Below are 23,018 nucleotides of genomic sequence, written 5' to 3'. Positions count from 1 at the left end.
TTATATACACGATCATACAAATTTATCTTAGGCGAGCCTGCCTAAAATAGTTAAGCTGAAACATTTAAAACGTTACCGCCAAGCTCAGCGATCTTTTTATCAAGTGTCTCAAGAGTCTTTTCGATAGTTTTTTGTGAAATTTCAGGAAGCTCGCCTCCCCAAATTTTCTTCGCATCCTCAAAACCATTTGCCACACCCTCTCTACCAGCTTTTAGTTTTTCCACGTCATCGCCTGCACCATTTAGCACAAAGCTAGCTATCCTATCAGCCGTATTTGCGATACCAAAAAATCCATTCTCGCTAATAAGATCATTTGCCTCGTCACTACTTAGCTCGTTTAAAGATTTACCGTTATAGCCGATATTTGCAAGATCAAGGCCTGATAAAATTTCTGATAAATTTTTAGGTGCATTAAAGCTTAAGCCACCTTGAGCTAATAAATTTGAACTACTACTTTTAACGATCTCTTTTTGATACTGCAAAAAGTAGCCATTTGAAATGTCTTTGGCTGTTAAATTTATAATTTCAGACTCTTTTTTAGAGATATCCTTTTCATCTTTATGAAGCGAAATTTCTAATTTTACATTTTCTTTTATACTTGAACTATTATATGAGTTTGCGATTTGAGAAATTTTCATTTTGGCTCCTTAAAATTTATAAAATCAATATCGCCAAAAAGTAGAATTTATTTAGATAAAGCGGGAAAACTCCCGCTAGCAGTTATTTGCTAAGTGTTGCGTTTAGCATCCAGATCGCTTTTTCAAATTTTGCGATTTGATCTTGTGCATACATTTGAGTTGTTGTATCACCTTCTGCAAGCTCGTCAAGCTTTTTAAACTCACCCAAAAGGTGTTTATAATCAGCTAAGACAATCTCTAAAACCTCAGTTGGAGTGTAAATTTCTTTTGGCTCGTGTTTAATATGAGTAACTTTTGCTAGCTCCTCAGCCTTGACGATAGGTCTGCCACCAAGCATAAGAGCTCTCTCAGCTGCATCGTCAAATATCTCACTCATATCTTCATAAGCTTTTTCTGTGTATTCATGAACGCTAAAAAATTGAATACCTTTTACATTCCAGTGAAGATCGTGAAATTTAATATAAAGTGCATTTGCATCAGCCTGAATAACATTTAATTGTAAAATAACTTTTGACATTTTGTCTCCTTTTTTTATTATAAATATGATGAAATTATATATAGCTAGAGTTAATCGATGGTTAATCAAATAATAAATTTTATTATTTGATATAAAATTTGACTACAAAATAAATTTATCTTGTAGTCAAATATAGGATCACAAAATTTGTCTATTTTTTATAAGGCGTAGTTTTATAGCCTTGCTCGATCAAGCTACTCATACCTCCATCTAAATTTATTATCTTAAGATCTGAGCTATCTATCGCTGCGGCTGCTGCCGTACTTCTTCTGCCACTTCTGCAAACAAGAGCAATAGGTTTTTTGATATCAACTGCCTTTGAAAGCTCCTCCAAAAATGCACTCTTATCGTTTGGATTAAAAGTTATAGTCTTTGCACCTGCGATAACGCCAGTCTCTTGCCACTCAGATGGAGTTCTTATATCGATAATCTGATCATATTTTTTGATCTCATCTGGGCTTATGTTAACGGTTTTAACATCAGCTGACAACATGCAACAAACGGCTCCTAAAAGTAAAATTTTTTTCATCTATTCTCCTTAAATAAATTTTTGAAATGTTAGCACGGATTATTAAATATATAAAAATTTTTGTTGATAAAATTTATTAGTTTAGATAAAAATTAATAATATAACGTATTGATAAAAAAGCTAAACCCACTACGAATGCATATATAGATAAACCGACTAGATTGATGGAAATATAGTCATTTACCATTATGTTTTTATAAAATTTCTCTTTGATATTAGTGATCTTATTTGCATATCACTTGTAATCTTTTTTATAAAGTCCATTCTTTACATTTTTTCTTTTACTATATTATACTGATCAGCATAAGAGCATTTTTATAAATTGCTATATCTTATTATACGTTTTAGTATATTTAAAAAACACTTGTTTGAGCACTTTGTATTTTACAAAGGCGATTGTATGATGGTGTCCCCAACAGGGTTCGAACCTGTGACCTTAGAATTAGGAATTCTACGCTCTATCCAGCTGAGCTATGAGGACAATTCACATATTTTGTAGATAGATTTTATCAGAATAATTAATTTTTGAAGGACAGATTACTCTGCCCTTCCTTGGTTAATTAGCCATTTCTTTTTTTAATGATCTCATCACTTACGTTTTTAGGAACTTCTTCGTAGTGATCGAATTCCATTGAATAAGTTGCACGGCCTTGAGTCATTGAGCGAAGATCTGTTGAATATCCAAACATTTGAGCTAATGGACAATAAGCTGCAATGATCTTCACACCATTTCTATCATCCATTGAATTTACTTGGCCACGGCGTTTGTTAAGGTCGCCTATAACATCACCCATATACTCTTCTGGAGTTTCAACTTCAACCTTCATCATAGGCTCAAGAATAACAGCACCTGCCTTTCTAGCACCTTCCTTGAATCCCATTGAAGCAGCAAGTTTAAATGCCATTTCAGATGAGTCAACTTCATGGTAGCTACCATCAAAAAGGGTAACTTTAACATCTTCGACTGGGTAACCAGCAAGAACACCACTTTGAAGTGCCTCTTTGCAACCTTTTTCAACAGCTGGAATATATTCTTTTGGAACAACACCACCTTTGATATCATTAACAAATTCAAATCCACTAGCAGCTGGAAGCGGCTCAATACGTAAAAATACGTGACCATATTGACCACGACCGCCTGATTGTTTAGCATACTTATACTCTTGTTCAACTGTCTTACGAATAGTTTCACGATAAGCAACTTGTGGTTGACCAACTTCAGCATCAACTTTAAATTCACGAAGCATACGATCAACAATGATCTCAAGGTGAAGCTCACCCATACCGCTAATAATAGTTTGACCACTCTCTTCGTCTGTACTAACTCTAAAACTTGGATCTTCTTGAGCTAGTTTTTGAAGTGCTATTGCCATTTTTTCCTGGTCAGCTTTTGTTTTTGGCTCGACTGCAACACTAATAACTGGCTCAGGGAAGTCCATTCTCTCAAGGATAACTTTATCTTTTTCACTAGCTAGAGTATCACCTGTTAGAGTATTTTTTAGACCAACAACAGCGCCGATCTCACCAGCAAAAAGCTCGGTAATCTCTTCACGTTTATTTGAGTGCATTTTTAGCAAGCGACCGATTCTCTCTTTGCAGTCTTGAACTGTGTTGTAAGCATAGCTACCACTTTCAAGGCTTCCTCTATAAACACGGATAAATGTTAGCTGTCCAACAAATGGGTCAGTCATAATCTTAAACGCAAGAGCGGCAAATTCGCCATCATCTGTACTTTCAACAGTTATTTCAGCGCCATCTTCATAAACACCATTTATTGCTGCGATCTCATCTGGAGCTGGTAAATAATCAACAACAGCATCAAGTAGAGGTTGAATTCCTTTGTTTTTAAACGCAGTTCCGCAAAGCATAGGCGTGATAGTCATTCTCAAGCAGCCTGCTTTTATGCCTTTTTTGATCTCTTCTTCACTTAGCTCTTCACCAGCAAAAAATTTCTCCATCAAGCTATCATCTGTCTCTGAAACTGCTTCGATTAGTTTTGCACGGTATTCCTCTGCTTTTTCTTTAACTTCAGCTGGAATTTCTTCTTCAACATAGTCAGTTGGTTTTTTCTCATCATTCCAAACATAAGCTTTCATTCTTACAAGGTCAACCACACCTCTAAAGTTATCCTCGGCACCTATAGGAATTTGAATAGGAATTGGGTTTGCTTTTAGTCTTTCCCTGATTTGCTCTTCAACTCTAAAGAAATTTGCACCAATTCTGTCCATTTTATTAACAAAAACAATTCTTGGTACGTGATATTTATTTGCTTGTCTCCAAACAGTTTCTGATTGTGGTTGAACACCTCCAACAGAACAAAATACTGAAACAGCACCGTCAAGAACACGCATAGAACGCTCAACTTCGATAGTAAAGTCAACGTGTCCCGGAGTGTCGATTAGGTTTATTTGATAACCCTTCCAAAATGCCGTAGTTGCAGCTGAAGTAATAGTAATACCACGCTCTTTTTCTTGCTCCATCCAGTCCATAGTGGCAGCACCATCATGAACCTCACCTATTTTATGGCTCATACCAGTAAAGAATAAAATTCTCTCACTAGTAGTTGTCTTTCCAGCATCAATATGAGCCGCAATACCGATATTTCTTACCTTATGTAAAGGCGTTTTTCTCTCTGCCATACTAATTCTTTCTTACCAGCGGTAGTGAGCAAATGCTTTATTAGCCTCTGCCATCTTGTAAGTATCTTCCTTCTTCTTGAAAGATGCACCTTTTGAGTTTGCCGCATCTAAGAGCTCATTCGCTAGTTTATCTATCATAGTTCTTTCGCTTCTTTTTCTAGCGTAAGTTATAAGCCAGCGGATAGCAAGAGCTTGTTGGCGAGCTGGGCGAACCTCAACTGGTACTTGATAAGTAGCACCACCAACACGGCGTGATTTAACTTCTAAAATAGGTTTTACATTTTCAATAGCATCGTTAAAAACGTCGATGCCTTTAACCTCAGCATTTTTCTTTTCTATGGCTTTAATAGCACCATACATTATCTCAGTAGCGACGCTTTTTTTGCCATCATACATAAGAGAATTAATAAATTTAGTGATTATTTTATTTCCGTAAATCGGATCAGGTAAGACTTCCCTTACAGGGGCTTTTCTTCTTCTCATTTTGATCTTTCCTTCAAATTTTTATGAAATTTTACTCAAACGTTTGCAAATTTTAGCAACGTCTGCGAACCTAAATTTTTACTTTTTTGTTGCAGCTGCAGCGCCAGCTTTAGGGCGTTTAGCACCATATTTAGAACGAGAAACTGTTCTTTTTGCAACACCAGCAGTATCAAGTGCACCACGAACGATGTGATATTTAACACCTGGTAAGTCTTTAACCCTACCGCCGCGAACTAAAACGATACTGTGTTCTTGTAGGTTATGACCTTCACCGCCGATATAGCTGATGACTTCAAAACCACTTGTTAGCCTAACTTTGGCAACTTTCCTCAAAGCTGAGTTTGGTTTTTTAGGAGTTGTAGTATAAACCCTAGTGCAAACTCCTCTTCTTTGAGGGCACTCTTTTAACGCTGGAGATTTTGACTTAACGGTCACTTTCTTGCGTTCTTTTCTGACCAATTGATTTATGGTTGGCACAATAATTCCTTTCAACTAAATTTATTAAAAAGACCTAATTTTATTTAAAATAAACTTAAATAACGGTTAATAAGTTAGACTTACTCATCTAATTCTTGATTTTATAAAAACTCTGCTGTCTTTATTTTGTATTAGTCTCGCTTGACAGCATATTTGCCACTACCTATCAAAAGAATACAAAGTGAAATAGCAATATAAAGGTAAATAAGTTCTGATTTAAAACCATTAACTTCATTTAATGCAAATAAATTTGTAAATCCATAGTACGAGTATAAAATAGTAATACTAGTACCTAAAACTAGGATAGCACCTATCCTTGAATAAAAACCAATAATTAACATTATGGGTGCTAATACTTCTCCAAGATAAGAAAAATATGCTAAAAATTCAGGCAAACCAGCATTTACTAATATACCTTTTACCCCGCTAAGTCCATGTAAAATTTTACCAAAACCATGCATAAAAAGGCAGATACCAAGTCCTAAACGTATAAATAAAAGTCCAAGATCAATGTTTTTCATAAATTCTCCATGATGTGATTTAAAGACAAGGATTTTATTAGGTGATAGTTAATAGCTTGTAAATTTTTAATTGATTTAATTCTATAAAGAGGTTAAGCCCCAAAAATAGGGGCTTAAAGGACTAGTTTTCTTTGATTTTTACTTTTTTATCTTTATAAAAACCAGTTCCGACTGGGATCATACGTCCAAGGATAACGTTCTCTTTTAGATCCTCAAGATAGTCAAATTTAGCAGCAATCGATGCTTCTGTTAAAACTTTAGTTGTCTCTTGGAACGATGCAGCAGAGATCACACTATCACTTCCGATAGCTGCTCTTGTAACGCCTAATAAGATCGGTTCAGCAATAGCTGGCTCACCGCCCATGTTCATGATGCGCTCATTTTCTTCTTTAAATTTATTTCTTGAAACCATATCGCCAACTATGAAATTTGTATTTCCACTATCAACGATTTTAACTTGGCGAAGCATTTGAGAGACGATGATCTCGATATGTTTATCTGCGATCGCAACACCTTGGCGGCGATAAACTTGTTGAATCTCGCTAATCAAATAATAATGAAGCGCTTTTTCGCCAAGAATTCTTAAAATATCGTGGCTTGAAATTAGCCCATCAGTTAGTTTCTCGCCAGCATGGACAAATTCCCCGTCTCTTACTTGGATCTGACGACTTTTCTCGATCAGATACTCAGCAGTTGTGCCATCTTCAGCTTGAATGATTATGCGCTCTTTTGAGCGAAGTGGCTTGTCAAATCTAACCACACCATCAATCTCCGCAACGATAGCTGTATTTTTAGGGCGTCTTGCTTCAAATAGCTCGCTAACTCTTGGAAGACCACCAGTGATATCTTTTGACTTAGCGACAGCTTTTGGAGTCTTAGCCAAAATATCAGCCTGAGCTACTTCATCACCACTTGAGACAAAGATCGCAGTTTTTGGATCAAGCGGATACTTAATTAAATTTCCTTTTTTAGTAGCGATAATAATCGCAGGTTTTACACCGCTTGGCAAATACTCATTGATAACAAGACGTCTTTGTCCAGTCGCCTCATCTGCTTGCTCAGTCGCACTATATCCTGGCTCAATATCCTCAAAGCTAACCACACCAGCTTCTTCAGCAATAGTTGGAGTTGAGTATGGGTCCCACTCAGCAATACTCAACTTATCATCTTTTTCAGGTAACGAAACTACTGTCGCTCTCTCAACTGCATCATTATCAGAAACTTGGATGATAGAATTTCTTGGGATATAATGGCGAACCGCCTCACGTCCATCTTTATCAGAAACAACTACAAAGAAACCTTTTTCAGTTACTTTGTGACCTTTTTTGATATCTTTAACCCTATCAAGATAATCACCTTTTAATATGAAAAATTTAACTACACCATTTGCGTCAGCTAAAATTTTACGAGTTACCGGATCTCCGTCTGAAATTTTAAGTTCACTAGCGTATGGGATACGATTTGGGATATTCCAACCCTCTTTTATAATCTCAACGATACTTTCATTCTCTTTTACTTTATCGCCACTTACATAAGGTATATACATCTTTCCTTCGATCTTTCCGCTAACACCAGCTAATTCATTTGGCTTAGCAAGATCATTTCTTCTAATTGTATATTTAACCTCTTCTTTTTTACCTTTTATCACGATATTTACATCTTCGTGGGCATATTCGATCTCTATTTTGCCGTCAATCGTTGATTTAATCTTTGGCTCAACAAGTAGTACAGCCGCGCTTCTTCTATTTGCAACGATCTTCTTATCGCCGTTATCATAAGTATTAAGGTTGTAATATCTGATAAAACCTTCTTTTTGGGCGATTACTTGACGATCTTGTTGCTCAGTAGAAGCCGTACCACCGATGTGGAATGTTCTTAGCGTTAGCTGTGTACCTGGCTCACCGATAGATTGGGCTGAAATGATACCAACTGCTTCACCTGGTTTTACAAGTTTACCTTCACCCAAATTTAAGCCGTAGCATTTTGCACAAACGCCTTTTGGTGCTTTGCACGTTATAGGTGTTCTAATGCTTACTGATTTTATACCAGCCTCAGTTATAGCTCTAGCTTTTTCTTCATCAAGTAACGTGCCTTCGCTAAATAAAATTTCATTTGTTATAGGATCGATCACATCATCTGCTAAAACACGGCCCAATACTCTTTCTTCAAGGCTTTCTATTAGCTCGCCGCTCTCTGTAATATCTGTGATTTCAACACCCTCGTGCGTACCGCAGTCATGCATTGTAACCTTAACGTTTTGAGCAACATCGATTAGCTTTCTTGTTAAGTAACCAGCGTTAGCTGTTTTTAGCGCGGTATCCGCAAGACCTTTTCTAGCTCCGTGAGTAGAGTTGAAGTACTCCATTATATTTAGACCTTCACGGAAGTTTGAAATGATCGGCGTTTCAATAATTGAGCCATCAGGTTTTGCCATAAGACCACGCATACCAGCTAGCTGGCGAATTTGTGCTGCACTACCTCTAGCGCCTGAGTCTGCCATCATATAAATTGAGTTAAATCCGCCTTTATCATTTTGGATAAGTTTCATCATCTCGCTTGCAACGCTGTTGTTTGTATCTGTCCAGATATCGATGATCTTGTTGTATCTCTCACTATCTGTTAAAAGACCAGCGCCATATTGCTTTTGAATTTCACGAACTTTTTTCTTAGCTTCGTCAATATACTTTTGCTTGCTATCTGGCACGATGATATCTGCGATAGAGATAGAAATTCCTGCTTTTGTAGCATATCTAAAGCCTAAATTTTTAAGCTTATCAAGGAAGTCAGCCGTTACTTCAAGGCCGCCATTTCTATAAACATAATCAACCAAATTTGCAATATCTTTTTTCTTCATGATCTTATTCCACATATTTTCAGGGACAAAATCAGGAAGTATCGCTCTTAGGATCAAGCGACCAGCAGTTGTAAAGATGATCTTGTTATCAACCATAGTTTTGATCTTAGCATGAAGGCCAAGAGTGTTAGCCTCTTCGGCGATCATTACTTCATCGACGCTTGAGAAAATTTTATTTGCACCTTTTTCATCGTTTCTCTCTAGGCTTAAATAATAAATTCCTAAAACCATATCTTGTGAAGGGACTGTGATAGCCTTACCACTTGCAGGAAGCAAGATGTTCATTGAGCTAAGCATCAAAATTTTACACTCAGCGATAGCTTCCTGCGATAGTGGTACGTGAACAGCCATTTGGTCGCCGTCGAAGTCAGCGTTGAACGCCGCACAAACTAACGGGTGAAGCTGGATCGCCTTACCTTCAACAAGAACTGGGTGAAACGCCTGGATAGAGAGCTTGTGAAGTGTCGGAGCACGGTTTAGCATGACTGGATAGTCTTTAACTACCTCTTCTAAGCACTCCCAAACCTCATTTGTCTTATCTTCTATCATCTTTTTAGCTTGCTTAACGGTTGTCGCATAGCCTTTTTCTTCAAGGCGAGCAAGCAAATGTGGCTTAAATAGCTCTAAAGCCATCTTCTTTGGAAGACCGCACTGATCCATTTTTAGCTTTGGGCCAACGACGATAACAGAACGTCCAGAGAAGTCAACACGCTTACCTAGCAAATTCTGACGGAAGCGGCCTTGCTTACCTTTGATGATCTCACTTAGTGATTTTAGTGGGCGTTTATTTGCACCTTTTACCGCATTTGCTCTACGGCCATTGTCAAATAGCGCATCAACAGCCTCTTGAAGCATTCTCTTTTCGTTTCTGATAATGATCTCAGGTGCGTCAAGCTCAAGTAGGCGTTTTAGACGGCTATTTCTATTTATTACACGGCGATATAGATCATTTACGTCCGAAACAGCAAATTTACCGCCATCAAGATTAACAAGTGGTCTAAGATCAGGCGGAAGAACTGGTAAATTTGTTATCATCATCCACTCTGGGCGGTTGCCTGAATTTAAAAAGCTCTCGATAACTTTTAGACGTTTTACGATAGTTTTTTTCTTAGCCTCAGAATTTGTAGACTCCATCTCTTCTTTTAGTTGATTTAAAATTTCCATCAAATCAAGTTCAGCTAGCATATCATAGATGACCTCGCCACCCATTCTAGCACTAAAGCCAGTTTCTTCATATCTTGAAGCTAGGCTTTGATATTGCTCTTCGTTTAAAACGTCATATTTTTCAACTTTTTTAGAATTTTCATTGTCATAATAAGCCTCACCAGCGTTATCAACAATGTATGCCTCGTAGTAAAGTACGCGCTCAAGGTCTTTCATCTTGATACCAAGAAGCGCACCTATACGGCTTGGCAAGAAATTTACATACCAGATATGAGCCACTGGAGTTACAAGCTCGATATGACCCATACGAGAGCGGCGAACTTTAGATGTTGTTACTTCAACGCCGCACTTTTCGCATTTGATACCTTTGTAGCGCATCTTTTTATATTTACCGCAAAGGCACTCGTAGTCGCGGATAGGTCCGAAAATTTTGGCACAAAACAGACCGTCACGCTCAGGTTTTAGCGTGCGGTAGTTGATAGTTTCTGGTTTTTTAACCTCGCCATAACTCCAAGATTTTATCTTCTCAGGACTTGCTAAACGAAGTTGGAAAGCTTCAAAATCACGAGGTCTATGCTCTTCTTTTATCTCAACTGGTTTTAAATTAGTTAGTTTCATTTGTCTCATCCTCATCATATACTTCCACATCAAGAGCTAGTGATTTTAGCTCGTTTGTTAGAACAAAGAACGTCTCAGGGATACCAGTCTCAGGAACGTTTTCACCTCTTGTTAAAGCTTTGTAAGCAGAAAGTCTTCCCTCAACATCGTCTGATTTTACAGTTAGCATCTCTCTTAGTGTATGAGCAGCACCATAAGCCTCAAGTGCCCAAACCTCCATCTCACCAAACCTTTGACCACCAAATAGCGCCTTACCACCGACAGGTTGTTGTGTAACAAGGCTGTATGGTCCAGTACTTCTTGCGTGAACTTTTTCATCAACCAAGTGGTGAAGTTTTAGCATATACATACAACCAACATTAACGCGTTCTCTTATCTTTGAGCCTGTACGTCCGTCATATAGCTCAGTTTTACCGTCACTATCTATCTTTGCCATCTCAAATAGTTTTGCAAATTCGTCAGCTTTAACGCCTTCAAAAATCGGAGTTGCAAATCTTACGCCATTGCTCCAATCTTTTGCATACTCAAGAAGCTTCTCATCACTCATCTTACCAAGAGCTTTTTTAGCATCCATTAGCTTAGCAACGCTTGCGATTTCTATCATCTTGGCTCTTAGCTCTTTTATCCACTCGCCTTTTTTAGTCTCAAAAATTTCATTGATCTGCTCGCCCAAGCGGTAACCAACAAGACCAAGGTGGCTCTCCAAAATTTGACCGATGTTCATACGGCTTGGAACGCCTAGTGGGTTTAGCACGATATCAACGATCTGACCGCTTGGAAGATACGGCATATCGACTTCTCTAACTATATTTGAAACGATACCTTTATTGCCGTGACGTCCAGCCATCTTATCACCAACTTTTAGTTTGCGTTTTGTAGCTATATAAACTTTTACAAGTTTTACAACGCCGCTTGGCAAAATGTCATCTTTTTCTAAAATCTCTATCTTAGCGTCGTGCTCTTCTTTAAGCTTTTTCTTCTCATTTTGGAAGTAATTTTTTAGCTCGTCATATTTCTTTTGGATATCTTTTGAAAAGCTCTTTACGATAGCATTTAGGGTAAATCTGTTAATATTCTCAAAGTCAGCTTTATTGATCTTTGAGCCTTTTTTATACTCTTTTTTATTTACCTCTTGATCGCTCGCTAGTGGGTTTTTAGAAAGAAGCGCTGTAACTTTTAGCATCTCTTCGCGGTCTAGCATAAGCAGTCTATCGTGATGCTCTTTTTCTAAAAGTGTCTTCTCTTCTTCGTAAGCTTTGTTCGTTCTGCTATCTTTTTCATAGCCTTTTTTGGTGAAAATTTTAACATCAACAACCACGCCTTCCATCGAAGCTGAAGCATAGAGCGATTTATTTACAACGTGACCAGCCTTTTCACCAAAGATCGCACGCAAAAGTCTTTCTTCTGGAGTTGGCTTAACTTCGCCTTTTGGAGATACTTTACCAACAAGGATCATGCCAGGCTTGATCTCTGTACCGATTTTAACTATACCACTTTCATCAAGGTGCATAAGCTCCTCTTCTTTGACGTTTGGTATATCTTTTGTTATCTCCTCAACCCCGTCTTTTAACTCACGAGCCTCAATCTCTTTTTCATAGATATGAACACTTGTAAAGGCGTCTTCACGTATCATTTTTTCACTAATGACGATCGCATCCTCATAGTTGTAGCCATTCCAAGGCATAAATGCTATTAGTGCGTTTTTACCAATGGCTAGCTCGCCTTTTTCCATACTTGGACCGTCAGCGATTATTTGACCGGCAACGATTTCATCACCTTTTTTAACTATCGGATGTTGAGAAAAAGTCGTATTTTGGTTTGTTCTTAAATTTTTCTCCAAAGAGTAATGATCGATATATGGACCAGCTTCGTCTTCGCCCAAAATAAATATATTTTTATTGTCAACCTTTTCAACCACACCACTACGTTTTGCTTTTACGCTTTCCCATGCATCTCTTGCGATAACGCTTTCCATACCTGTTCCAACAATAGGAGCAGTTGAGCGAAGTAGTGGCACTGCCTGACGTTGCATGTTTGAACCCATGAGAGCACGGTTAGCATCATCATGCTCTAGGAATGGAATAAGTGAAGCCGCAACACCAGCTATCATACCAGAACAAAGGTCAATCAAAGTAACATCTTCTCTACGGGCAAGCATCATCTCGCCATCTTTTCTAACTTCAATCAAGTCCTCAACGATGTGTCCATTTTCATCAAGTTTAGTTGATGCTGGAGCTATAACATTACCCTCTTCTTGAGTTGCGGTTAAATAAACTATCTCATCAGTCACTTTGCCATCTATAACTTTTTTGTAAGGAGCTTCAACAAAGCCAAGATCATTCACTTTTGCATAAGTTGAAAGCGTATTGATAAGACCAATATTTTGACCTTCTGGAGTCTCAACCGGACAAATTCTGCCGTAGTGGGTTGGGTGAACGTCACGCACCTCAAAGCCAGCACGCTCTTTTACCAAACCACCTTCGCCAAGTGCAGATAGACGGCGCTTGTGAGTAACCTCACTAAGCGGGTTTGTCTGATCCATAAACTGGCTTAATTGACCGCCTGTGAAAAATTCCATAATTGTTGCAGTAATCATTTTTGGATTAATGAGGTCGTATGGCATAATCTCTTCGGTATTATTACTTAAACTTGTAAATTTATCGCGGATAGCCTTTTGCATCTTTACAAAACCAAGGTGAAGTTCACTAGCGAGCAGCTCACCGATTGACCTTATACGGCGGTTGCCAAGGTGGTCGCGGTCATCAATGTGACCTTGTCCATTTTTAACTTTTATAAGATATTTCGCAGTTTTTATGATATCTTCGCTTGTTAGTAAAGTAACATATTCTGGTACATCAAGTGAGAGCTTATGATTCATCTTCATACGACCAACTTTTGTTAAATCATATCTCTCAGGATTAAATAGCATATCATTTACAAAACTCTTTGCAGCCTCTTTGACAACTGGCTCTCCTGGTCTCATAACCTTATAAATTCTAATAGCCGCAAGATCGTTTTCGTCATCCACGCCCTCAGTTTGTTTTAAAACCTTAAGCATATCGTTGTCAGCTATGAAAGAATTTATAATCGCATCATCAACACCAGCAGCAGAGTTATTTATAATCTCAATACTTTCATGTTCAGCTAAAATTTTTGCAAGTTTATTCTCGTCAAGAGCAGATAGTGTATCATATAAAATTTCTCCACTCTCTGTATTTATTACAGGGTTTGCCAAATATCTACCAATAAGTGCTTCAACTGGGTATTCAACAAATTTTACGCCATCTTCAATCAACTTATCAGCTTTTTTCTTGGTTAGACGTTTGCCTGCTTGGTGAAGAATTTCTCCATCTTCGTTTTTTATATCATATTCAACTCTTCCCAAATAATCTTCAGGATTAAAAAGAGTTAAGAATTTGTTATTTTTAATAATTAAATTTTGTATTGGATAAAACAACTTAATAATGTCTTGTTTTTTATATCCAAGCGCCCTAAATAATATAGTTACTGGCACTTTTCTACGTTTATTTATCCTAACATATAAAATATCTTTTGTGTCATATTCGAAATGTAGCCAAGAGCCACGATCAGGTATTATTTGAGCTGTATAAATTAATTTATTTGCAACAGTCGCGCTCTCTTCTTGTTTAAAAATAACACCTGGACTTCTATGGAGTTGATTTACAACAACACGCTCAACACCATTTATAATAAATGAAATTCTATCAGTCATTAGTGGAATTTCACGTATAAAAATTTCTTGTTCTTTTATATCTTTAACACCAACTTTATCACCTGTCTTATCATCTTTCTCATGAACGATAAGACGTATTTTCATCTTTAAATTTACAGAGTATGTAAGACCTCTTTCTATACACTCTCTAATTGTATATTTTGGTTTTCCAATTTCTGAGCCAACATATTCTAAAGTCAAACGATTTTGCGGATCATGTATTGGAAAGATTGATTTGAAAACTTTTTCTATACCGCTTTCTGTTTGATTGTTATTTAGATTTAAAAAATTATCAAAGCTCTTTTTTTGTAGTTGTAGTAGGTTCGGAACGTCTATCTCCTTAACGACATTAGAGAAGTCAACCCTAAGACGATTTCCTGAGTATAAGCTATTTAACATTGCATCTACCTCGTGGTAATTTTGAAAGAAAAGTATAGCCTTTTAACAAGGCATCTAAAATTTAAAAAAAGAGAGAGCCTATGCCCTCTCTTGAAATATTAAGCTCAAATAATAAAAAATTATTTAAGTTCAACCTTGGCACCAGCTTCCTCAAGCTCTTTTTTAGCTGCCTCAGCCTCATCTTTGCTAACGCCTTCTTTAAGAACAGATGGTGTTCCCTCAACTGCGTCTTTGGCTTCTTTAAGACCAAGACCAGTAAGTGCTCTAACAACTTTAATAACGTTGATTTTCTTATCACCAGAATCAACCAAGACAATGTTAAATTCTGTTTTTTCCTCTGCTGCAGCTGCTGCACCGCCTGCTGCAACAGCACCACCAGCTACCATTACAGGAGCTGCGCTAACACCAAATTTCTCTTCGAACTCTTTTACAAGTTCACTAAGTTCAAGTACAGAAAGATTAGATATAAACTCTAATACATCTTCTTTAGTAATTGCCATTTTTAATCCTTATTATTTTTTAATTTAAATTAAGCTGATTGTTCTTTTTTCTCTTTAAGCGCATTCAAACCAATTGTGAAATTTTGAATTGGCGCATTCCAAACTTGTAAAAGCATTGCAATAAGCTCATCACGGCTAGGCATTTTAGATAGAGCTTTAACTTTATCAACGCTAGCAACTTCGCCATCAATATAAGCTGTTTTTATTTTGAAAAGATCAGCATTAGACTCTTCAAATTTTGCGGCTACTTTAGTTACTGCTAATTGATCTTCGCTCCAAAGATAGATATTTGTATCTTTGAGTTCCATTCCGACTTTATCAGAATTTTTAAGAGCAATATTTGCAAGAGTATTTTTAATAACCTGAACTTTTACATTTTGTTCTTTAGCAGAATTTCTTAAAACTTCAAGTTTCTTTACTGAAAGGCCACGATAGTCACAAACTATAATAGCTTCAGCAGTTTTAAATTCACTCTCTAATTTTGCAACAACTTCAGTTTTTTCGTTACGTGTCACTTTTTCTCCTTTCCGACCGGTAATTTCAAGCAGAGCGGGTCGAATCAATTAAGCCCAATGGCCTCGGCTATCTCCAATCTAAGATATAAATTTTAATTTTTAGTTTTATTTTAAGTCCATAACTTCTTGAGTATCAAGAGCTATAGATGGGCTCATTGTCAAAGACAACGAAGCATTTTTAACATATCTACCCTTTGCAGTTGCAGGCTTATGTTTATTGATCGCTTTAATAAATGTTGAAATATTTTCATTTAATTGTTCTTTAGTAAAATTAACTTTACCAAGGCCTGCATGTATATTTCCTTGCTTATCAACACGGAAATTTACTTGACCACTTTTTGCATTATTAACTGCTTGTGCAACATCCATTGTAACTGTACCAGTTTTTGGATTTGGCATTAATCCTTTTGGTCCTAAAATTCTACCGACCTTACCTACAAGGCCCATTAAATTTGGAGTAGCTATAAGAACATCAAAATTCATTATACCTTTTTGAATATCTTCGACCAAATCATCTGCACCAACAATATCAGCACCAGCTGCTTTAGCCTCATCAGCTTTAGCATCTTTTGCAATAACAGCAACTCTTACAGTTTTACCTGTACCAGCTGGCAAAACTACTGAACCACGAACCATTTGATCAGCATGTCTTGGATCAACATTTAATTTTAATGCAATCTCAACTGTTTCATTAAATTTAGCAGAAGCTAGAGCTTTGACCGTATCAATAGCCCCACTAAGATTATAAATTTTATCTTGCTCTACTTTTTTGAGCAATTCTTGAAATCTCTTGCTAGTTTTTCCCATAAATTTCTCCGCATATATATTGCTTCCGTCTTTTGCTAATCAACCTGACGGTAAAGGCTTTAGTCTACTACTTCGACACCCATTGAGCGAGCTGAGCCAGCAATAATCTTGGCTGCTTGCTCTTTATCATTTGTATTCAAATCAACAAGTTTTTTCTCAACTATTTCTAGAACTTGAGCTTTTGTCAATTTGCCTACTTTATTTTTTAAAGGATTATCAGTTCCTTTTGTTATACCTGCAGCCTTTTTAATAAGATCTGTAGCAGGAGGCTGTTTTGTGATAAATGTAAAACTCTTATCAGCATAAACAGTTATAACAACTGGAATATTAAACCCAACCATATCTTTTGTTCTTTCATTAAAGGCTTTACAAAATTCCATAATATTAACACCTTTTTGTCCAAGAGCTGGACCAACTGGTGGACTAGGATTTGCTTTTGTTGCAGCAATTTGTAATTTTATTTCACCTATAACTTTTTTAGCCATTTCTTGCTCCTTAAATTATCTTCTCAACTTGTGAATACAAAATATCAACAGGGGTACTTCTACCAAAAATAGAAACATTAAGTCTAAGTTTGCCATGTATCATGTCATATTCTTCAACAATACCTGTAAAGTTAGCAAAAGGACCTTCTGTTATACGAACACTCTCACCATCCTCAAAGAATATCTTAGGTTTTGGTGCAGCCCTTTTTTGAACTTTTTCCAAAATAGTATTTATATCTTTTTCAGATAATGGCGTAGGTTTTTTGGCCTCACCAATAAAACGTCCAACTTTTGGTAAAGATTGAATCCTGTGCCAAAGAGCCGTATCAAGATCTAAGCACGCAAAAGCATAACCTGGGTAAAGAGTTCTTTCGTTGATTTTTTGCTTACCATTTTTTATTTCTATTACGTCTTCCGTAGGAACTATAATTTCTTTTAGTTGATCTTCTATTCCATGATCTTTTACTAAATTTTCAATTCCTCTTTTTACTGCCATTTCGCTTCCAACGTAAGTCTGTATAGCATACCATTTATGTGACATTACTTCTTTCCTTATATCATATAACTTTAGATAAAACAAAGGACATAATAACATCAACAAGAGCTAAAAAAAGTGATACAACAGCAACTACGATAAAAACTGCAAAAAAAGCATTTCTAATTTGTTCTTTTGTAGGATAAATAACCTTCATTATTTCCAATTTAGAAAGCTTAATATAATTTATAATTTTTTCCATAATCTTAACCTTAGTCGTGGCAGGGCAAGAGGGATTCGAACCCCCAACCATTGGATTTGGAATCCAGCGCTCTACCGTTGGAGCTATTGCCCTAATAGCTTCTTAATTAACTTTTTAATTTAACTTCTTTATGAATAGTATGTTTTTTTAATCTTGGGCAATACTTTTTAAGTTCAACTTTATCCGTAGTAGTTTTACTATTTTTAGTTGTTGTATAATTTATATCACCACTTTCGGAGCATTTTAAACCAATTTTAATTCTCATATAAGTCCTTATTAAGATATCAAAGGGATATCCTCCCTTTGACAAATTTTTATAAATTAACCAAGTATTTTTGAAACAACACCTGAACCAACAGTCCTACCACCTTCACGGATAGCAAAACGAGTACCTTCCTCAAGTGCTACTGGAGCAATCAATTCAACAGAAATTCTTACATTATCACCTGGCATAACCATCTCTGTTCCTTCTGGGAGCGTAATTGAACCAGTAACATCAGTTGTTCTTACGTAGAATTGTGGTCTATAGTTATTAAAGAAAGGAGTATGGCGACCACCTTCTTCTTTTGTCAAGATATAGACTTCACCTTCAAATTTTGTATGAGGGGTAATTGATTTAGGCTTGCAAAGAACCATACCACGCTCAACGTCCTCTTTTTTGGTACCACGGAGAAGAACGCCGACATTATCACCAGCTTCGCCTTGATCCATCTCTTTTCTAAACATTTCAACACCAGTAACTGTTGTTGTTTGAGTTGGCTTAATACCGACAATTTCAATTGTGTCACCAACTTTTATAACACCTTTTTCAATTCTACCAGTTACAACTGTACCACGACCTGAAATCGAAAAAACATCTTCGATTGGCATAAGAAGGTCTTTATCTGTTGCACGAACTGGAGTTGGAATATAGCTATCAACTGCATCCATTAATTCCATAATTTTTGCTGACCATTCGCCATCTTGACCAGCTTTTGCCTCTTCAAGAGCTTTAAGTGCTGAACCAGAAACAATAGGTGTATCATCGCCTGGGAAATTATACTCATTAAGTAATTCACGGATTTCCATTTCAACCAACTCAAGTAGCTCTGCATCATCAACCATATCAGCTTTGTTCATGAAAACAACAATATATGGAACACCAACTTGGCGTGATAACAAAATATGCTCTCTAGTTTGTGGCATTGGACCATCAGCTGCAGAAACAACCAGAATAGCTCCATCCATTTGCGCAGCACCTGTAATCATATTTTTTACATAGTCGGCGTGACCAGGGCAGTCAACGTGAGCATAGTGGCGTTTCTCTGTCTCGTACTCAATATGTGAAGTAGCAATTGTAATACCACGCTCTTTTTCTTCTGGAGCATTATCAATATTATCATAATCTTTTAGCTCAGCAAGTCCTTTGCGTGAAAGAACAGCAGATATTGCAGCTGTTAATGTAGTTTTACCATGATCTACGTGACCAATAGTACCTATGTTTACGTGCGGCTTGTTACGTGAAAATTTTTCTTTAGCCATCTTTTCCTCCGTATGTGATATATGTCTTTTTTCATACCAAATTTGTATAATCATAATAAAATCATATTAACCAGTGGAGCTCATAGCGGGACTTGAACCCGCGACCTCTTCCTTACCAAGGAAGTGCTCTACCTCTGAGCCATATGAGCGAAAAACGCTTGGCAGAGATGATTCCAATTAAATAATACAAACAACTAAAAATTTTGAAAATAAAGTAAGGAATAACTGTGTTTAGTAAAATCTAGATACAGCTCCCAGTTTATTTTCCCAAATTTTGGAGCGGGAAACGGGGCTCGAACCCGCGACCCTCAGCTTGGAAGGCTGATGCTCTAGCCAACTGAGCTACTCCCGCATAACAATGGTGGTGAGACGTGGATTCGAACCACGGAAGACATAGTCAGCAGATTTACAGTCTGCCCTCGTTGGCCGCTTGAGTATCTCACCTTAAACATTAATAAACTATTTTGGTATTTTCTGGTCAAACACTGTTACAAAAATGGAGCTGGTGAACGGACTTGAACCGCCGACCCACTGCTTACAAGGCAGTAGCTCTACCAACTGAGCTACACCAGCACCTGTTTTGTGAAGTGGCAATTATATATCAAAACAAGGTAAAAGTCAAGGGAAGTTTAAAAAAATATTCGTAAAAATTAAAATCATAAAATATAGCCATTTAAGAATACAAATTTTTATTAGATTTAAATCCATAATACATCATTAAGCATTTATGAAAAATGTATAATTTTTATAGTTTTATTTTTTTTAAAAGCTAAAATTTCTATAATTACAAAAAATATATAAGGATTTAATATGCAATTTTTACCTTGGGCGATAATTTTATTACTAATTTACGTAATTTATTTTCTAATGATACGTTATGAGAAAAGAATATCGACTCTTAGCAAATTAATTGAACAAAATAGTGATGGCATTAAAGAAAATAGGGATTTGATTGGACAAAATAGATCACTTATTGAAAAAAACAAACACGATATCGAAAAAAATACAAAAGACATCATAACAAATGTTGAAAAAGTAGATATCGATTTGGAAGACTAAAGTTTCTAATTTCTTATCTCGGCTATTAATAAATTTGCTAGAATTTTTTATTTAAGATTTTAGCAAATCATTTTTTATTTGAAAATTTTATATTTATTGTATTCTTCAGCTAGTAAAAGTTGTGTACGTATTTCTTGTGGGCGTATATATAAAAAATTTATAGTTTTTGAAGAAGAATCTTAATTTTTCAAAAAATAAGTCAAGATTTTATGCGTCAAGCTGCTTCATTAAAAGCACAAGCCCTATTCTATCCTTTACATTTAACTTACTATAAATCGAGCTTGTATGTGCTTTGACTGTTCTTAGTGTAATGCCTGTTTTTTCTGAAATTTCATTATTTGTTAGACCCTGATAGATTAAATCTGCAATTTCTCTTTCCCTTGAACTAAGCTCAGAGAGGTCGGTCTTTTTGTCTACCTTTTCACTTTCGCTATTAATATATGAGCCGGTTAGCTCACTAATCATTGCCTGAACAAATTCTTGGTAAAGCCATATATTTCCATTAAAAATGGTTTCAAAAGCATCTTCAAAGTGTGTCTTTCTCATATGAGAATTTGCATAGCCCTTGATTCCAAGTGTAAGCAGGTGCTTGCCTTCGTTTATCGTTGGCCTATTTGAGAGTATGAGTATTTTTATATTTGGGGAATTTTCAATTATATTTTTTATAACATCATCAATATTATCTTTAAAAACATCAATATCAATGCCTATAATATCAACATCATCATTTATATGAGAAAAAAACTCTTTTCTATTATGTATAAATTTCACATCGCTATTGCCAGTAAAATAGCTTCTCCAAATATTGTTTAATGCACTATTTTGTGTAAATAAAATAACTTGCATTACCTTTCCTTGGATTATTTATATGATTCTTTCATAAATTTTTTTATTATTGATAAAAAATTCTACGTGACGACTTTCGCCGTTTTTGCGTATCTTGTAATCTATTGATGAGAAAAATTTAGTAACCACTGAGGATTTTTCTTCTAAAAGAATGGTCATTTCGAAAAAATCTTGTGATATAGCATATTTATAAGGAGTATTTAAATTTAAAATTCCAGGATCAAAGTCAAATTTATCCAAACTCTGGTCAAAGCCTTTTATTAAAATTTTAATACTTCTTACTATATCATCTTGAATTTTTATATTTTCAAATAGTTTTTTATGCCTACTAGCAACATCTACTAATTGTAAAAAATCTATTTCACAATCACTAAATTTAAATCGTTCAATTTCATCATTAACTATATCGCAGCAATGATCATCTTTTATGAGATAGAAATTTTGTAAATTTTGAAATTTTCCGATCTCATATTCACCAAATTTCTTATCATAAAAAGCGATCTTACCCATTACCTCTCCGTTAAGGCATTTTGTTTTGCCTTTAAAATAGGCTTTAATAAATAATCAAGTATTGTCTTTTTACCGGTAATGATATCAGCTGAGACTATCATACCAACTTTTATTCTAAGCGGTTTTTCTTCGCTACCAAGATAATTTTTCTCAGTTTCTATCCTAACCAAATAATAGCTCTCGCCAGTTTTTTCATTAGTCTCCGTATCGGCACTAATCTGCGTTACTTTGCCTTTTAAACCACCGTAAATACTAAAATCATAGGCCGTAAATTTAACCATCGTATCAAGCCCAGGCCTCAAAAATGCAACATCAGCTGGTTTTACTTTTACTTCAGCAACCAATTTATCCTCAAGAGGAACGATCTCGGCAATATTTTCACCAGGCTTAATAACTCCTGATACTGTATGAACCATCATTTTGCTGACAATACCATTTACTGGAGATCTTACATATGTTCTTTCTACTCTATCGCTTAGACTGATTTGTGATTCATTTATCCTTGCGATCTCTGCTGAAACTTCATTTAGCTCTTTTTTTGCATTGTTTTTAAAAGCAAGTTTTGCTTCTTCGATCTTATTTTTCGCTTCTTTTATAGTTGATTCAACTCTTGGTACGGCAAGAACGGCAGCATCGAGCTCGCCTCTTAGATCATTTACACGTCTTTGAAGTTGGATGTATTCAACCTCACTAACAAGACCTTTTTTAAAGATTGGCTCCATAATGGCCTTTTCTTTTAGAACAAGATTATAGCTATTTTGAGTTTGAGAAATTTTATTTTTTAGTTCGACTAATTCACTCTGGCGTTGATGAATTTGCTCTGTTAAAATTCCTATCTGTTCATTTAAGTGATCAATATTTGAATTATGCAGACTTAGTTCATATCTTATGGCTTTGCTATTGTTCGCATCTCTAGCTTCATCGTAGTCAAAATCCTTATCATTTGCCTCAGCATCAAGCCTCATAAATTTTGCTTGAAGTTCATCAAGTCTTAGTTTTGATTCACCATAACTACTCGTAAAATTTTTATTATCTAGCCTTATTAGAATTTGATCTTTCTTGACTTCGTCACCCTCTTTTACAAAAATTTGATCGACTATACCGCCTTCAAGATTTTGTATCGCTTGGTTTTTTCCAGACGGGATGATCTTACCACTACCTCTTGTGATCTCATCTATTTGTGCCCAAGAAGCCCAAACAAGAAGCCAAAACATAGTTATAGCAACTGTATAGAGTATCTTTTTAGATGTAGATGGGGCTTTAGCCAAAACAGCTTCAGAAAGACTTGACATAAATTTCAAATCATAAGCATCATAATTTTTTGTTTGAAGATTAGACTTTATATCATCTACACTATTTAAAATTTTATTACTAGCTTCCTCTTGTTCTTTTATGTTATTTTCAGAAATTAATCTTTTTTCAGTTTTTGGATTTTCATTTTGCTTATTCTTGATATCTTCTTGCAT

21 protein-coding genes and 6 tRNA genes are annotated in these 23,018 nt (G+C 35.9%); 1 reads left to right on the top strand and 26 read right to left on the bottom strand.

Going from position 1 to position 23,018, the window contains the following annotated elements:
• Window positions 1–50 precede the first annotated feature (50 nt).
• From TH67_RS06575 to TH67_RS06465, 23 genes are all read right to left on the bottom strand, one after another.
• Entirely contained in the window at window positions 51–638 is a 588-nt protein-coding gene (locus TH67_RS06575; protein ID WP_072594870.1) for a hydrogenase-4 component G, read from the bottom strand.
• Between the two features lie 82 nt (window positions 639–720).
• A complete protein-coding gene (locus TH67_RS06570) occupies window positions 721–1,155 on the bottom strand; it encodes a Dps family protein (RefSeq protein ID WP_021090517.1) in 435 nt (144 codons plus the stop codon).
• 151 nt (window positions 1,156–1,306) lie between these two features.
• The gene (locus tag TH67_RS06565; protein ID WP_021090898.1) at window positions 1,307–1,684 is read right to left on the bottom strand and encodes a rhodanese-like domain-containing protein; all 378 of its coding nucleotides are present in this window, start codon (window positions 1,682–1,684) and stop codon (window positions 1,307–1,309) included.
• A gap of 404 nt (window positions 1,685–2,088) precedes the next feature.
• Window positions 2,089–2,165, bottom strand: a tRNA-Arg gene (locus TH67_RS06560).
• Window positions 2,166–2,244: 79 nt separating this feature from the next.
• Window positions 2,245–4,323, bottom strand: a complete 2,079-nt coding sequence (fusA, locus tag TH67_RS06555; RefSeq protein ID WP_072594869.1) for an elongation factor G — start codon at window positions 4,321–4,323, stop codon at window positions 2,245–2,247.
• Between the two features lie 12 nt (window positions 4,324–4,335).
• The gene (gene rpsG / locus TH67_RS06550) at window positions 4,336–4,806 is read right to left on the bottom strand and encodes a 30S ribosomal protein S7 (RefSeq protein ID WP_021090980.1); all 471 of its coding nucleotides are present in this window, start codon (window positions 4,804–4,806) and stop codon (window positions 4,336–4,338) included.
• 78 nt (window positions 4,807–4,884) lie between these two features.
• The gene (gene rpsL, locus TH67_RS06545; protein WP_021090705.1) at window positions 4,885–5,283 is read right to left on the bottom strand and encodes a 30S ribosomal protein S12; all 399 of its coding nucleotides are present in this window, start codon (window positions 5,281–5,283) and stop codon (window positions 4,885–4,887) included.
• A 131-nt stretch (window positions 5,284–5,414) separates the two neighbouring features.
• A complete protein-coding gene (locus tag TH67_RS06540; RefSeq protein WP_072594868.1) occupies window positions 5,415–5,804 on the bottom strand; it encodes a DoxX family protein in 390 nt (129 codons plus the stop codon).
• A 121-nt stretch (window positions 5,805–5,925) separates the two neighbouring features.
• Window positions 5,926–10,440 (bottom strand): DNA-directed RNA polymerase subunit beta', encoded by a 4,515-nt coding sequence (gene rpoC, locus TH67_RS06535; RefSeq protein WP_072594867.1) that lies wholly within the window; start codon window positions 10,438–10,440, stop codon window positions 5,926–5,928.
• The gene (rpoB, locus tag TH67_RS06530) at window positions 10,427–14,572 is read right to left on the bottom strand and encodes a DNA-directed RNA polymerase subunit beta (RefSeq protein ID WP_072594866.1); all 4,146 of its coding nucleotides are present in this window, start codon (window positions 14,570–14,572) and stop codon (window positions 10,427–10,429) included. The genes rpoC and rpoB overlap by 14 nt, the downstream gene beginning before the upstream one ends.
• A gap of 119 nt (window positions 14,573–14,691) precedes the next feature.
• Entirely contained in the window at window positions 14,692–15,072 is a 381-nt protein-coding gene (gene rplL / locus TH67_RS06525) for a 50S ribosomal protein L7/L12 (protein ID WP_021090592.1), read from the bottom strand.
• A gap of 29 nt (window positions 15,073–15,101) precedes the next feature.
• Window positions 15,102–15,587 (bottom strand): 50S ribosomal protein L10, encoded by a 486-nt coding sequence (rplJ, locus tag TH67_RS06520; RefSeq protein ID WP_072594865.1) that lies wholly within the window; start codon window positions 15,585–15,587, stop codon window positions 15,102–15,104.
• Between the two features lie 105 nt (window positions 15,588–15,692).
• Window positions 15,693–16,394 (bottom strand): 50S ribosomal protein L1, encoded by a 702-nt coding sequence (gene rplA, locus TH67_RS06515; protein WP_072594864.1) that lies wholly within the window; start codon window positions 16,392–16,394, stop codon window positions 15,693–15,695.
• Window positions 16,395–16,453: 59 nt separating this feature from the next.
• Window positions 16,454–16,879: a 50S ribosomal protein L11 gene (gene rplK, locus TH67_RS06510; protein ID WP_021091067.1), complete on the bottom strand. Its 426-nt coding sequence runs from the start codon at window positions 16,877–16,879 to the stop codon at window positions 16,454–16,456.
• Between the two features lie 10 nt (window positions 16,880–16,889).
• The gene (nusG, locus tag TH67_RS06505) at window positions 16,890–17,420 is read right to left on the bottom strand and encodes a transcription termination/antitermination protein NusG (RefSeq protein WP_072594863.1); all 531 of its coding nucleotides are present in this window, start codon (window positions 17,418–17,420) and stop codon (window positions 16,890–16,892) included.
• A gap of 16 nt (window positions 17,421–17,436) precedes the next feature.
• Window positions 17,437–17,616 (bottom strand): preprotein translocase subunit SecE, encoded by a 180-nt coding sequence (secE, locus tag TH67_RS06500; RefSeq protein ID WP_072594862.1) that lies wholly within the window; start codon window positions 17,614–17,616, stop codon window positions 17,437–17,439.
• A 17-nt stretch (window positions 17,617–17,633) separates the two neighbouring features.
• Window positions 17,634–17,709, bottom strand: a tRNA-Trp gene (locus TH67_RS06495).
• 13 nt (window positions 17,710–17,722) lie between these two features.
• Window positions 17,723–17,881: a 50S ribosomal protein L33 gene (gene rpmG, locus TH67_RS06490; protein WP_035167196.1), complete on the bottom strand. Its 159-nt coding sequence runs from the start codon at window positions 17,879–17,881 to the stop codon at window positions 17,723–17,725.
• Window positions 17,882–17,937: 56 nt separating this feature from the next.
• Window positions 17,938–19,137: an elongation factor Tu gene (gene tuf / locus TH67_RS06485; protein WP_021090663.1), complete on the bottom strand. Its 1,200-nt coding sequence runs from the start codon at window positions 19,135–19,137 to the stop codon at window positions 17,938–17,940.
• Window positions 19,138–19,211: 74 nt separating this feature from the next.
• A tRNA-Thr gene (locus TH67_RS06480) sits at window positions 19,212–19,286 on the bottom strand.
• A 126-nt stretch (window positions 19,287–19,412) separates the two neighbouring features.
• Window positions 19,413–19,489: transfer RNA gene (locus TH67_RS06475), tRNA-Gly, on the bottom strand.
• A gap of 7 nt (window positions 19,490–19,496) precedes the next feature.
• Window positions 19,497–19,581 (bottom strand) — tRNA-Tyr (locus TH67_RS06470).
• Between the two features lie 53 nt (window positions 19,582–19,634).
• Window positions 19,635–19,710 (bottom strand) — tRNA-Thr (locus TH67_RS06465).
• Between the two features lie 237 nt (window positions 19,711–19,947).
• On the opposite strand from TH67_RS06465, the gene TH67_RS06460 reads away from it, so the two are divergent.
• The gene (locus tag TH67_RS06460) at window positions 19,948–20,196 is read left to right on the top strand and encodes a hypothetical protein (protein ID WP_021090800.1); all 249 of its coding nucleotides are present in this window, start codon (window positions 19,948–19,950) and stop codon (window positions 20,194–20,196) included.
• A 207-nt stretch (window positions 20,197–20,403) separates the two neighbouring features.
• On the opposite strand, the gene TH67_RS06455 is transcribed toward TH67_RS06460, so the two are convergent.
• From TH67_RS06455 to TH67_RS06445, 3 genes are read right to left on the bottom strand one after another with little or no spacing between them, the layout of a single operon-like run.
• Window positions 20,404–21,042 (bottom strand): response regulator transcription factor, encoded by a 639-nt coding sequence (locus TH67_RS06455; RefSeq protein ID WP_072594861.1) that lies wholly within the window; start codon window positions 21,040–21,042, stop codon window positions 20,404–20,406.
• 18 nt (window positions 21,043–21,060) lie between these two features.
• Window positions 21,061–21,552 (bottom strand): DUF5416 family protein, encoded by a 492-nt coding sequence (locus TH67_RS06450; protein ID WP_072594860.1) that lies wholly within the window; start codon window positions 21,550–21,552, stop codon window positions 21,061–21,063.
• Complete coding sequence (locus TH67_RS06445) at window positions 21,552–23,018, bottom strand: HlyD family type I secretion periplasmic adaptor subunit (RefSeq protein ID WP_072594859.1); 1,467 nt, start codon at window positions 23,016–23,018, stop codon at window positions 21,552–21,554. The genes TH67_RS06450 and TH67_RS06445 overlap by 1 nt, the downstream gene beginning before the upstream one ends.

The sequence above is a fragment of the Campylobacter concisus genome, assembly GCF_001891085.1.
In the GTDB taxonomy this organism is placed as follows: Bacteria; Campylobacterota; Campylobacteria; order Campylobacterales; family Campylobacteraceae; genus Campylobacter_A; species Campylobacter_A concisus_O.
The sequence above is the reverse complement of the archived record's forward strand: the minus strand, read 5'-3'. Positions and strand labels throughout refer to the sequence as shown.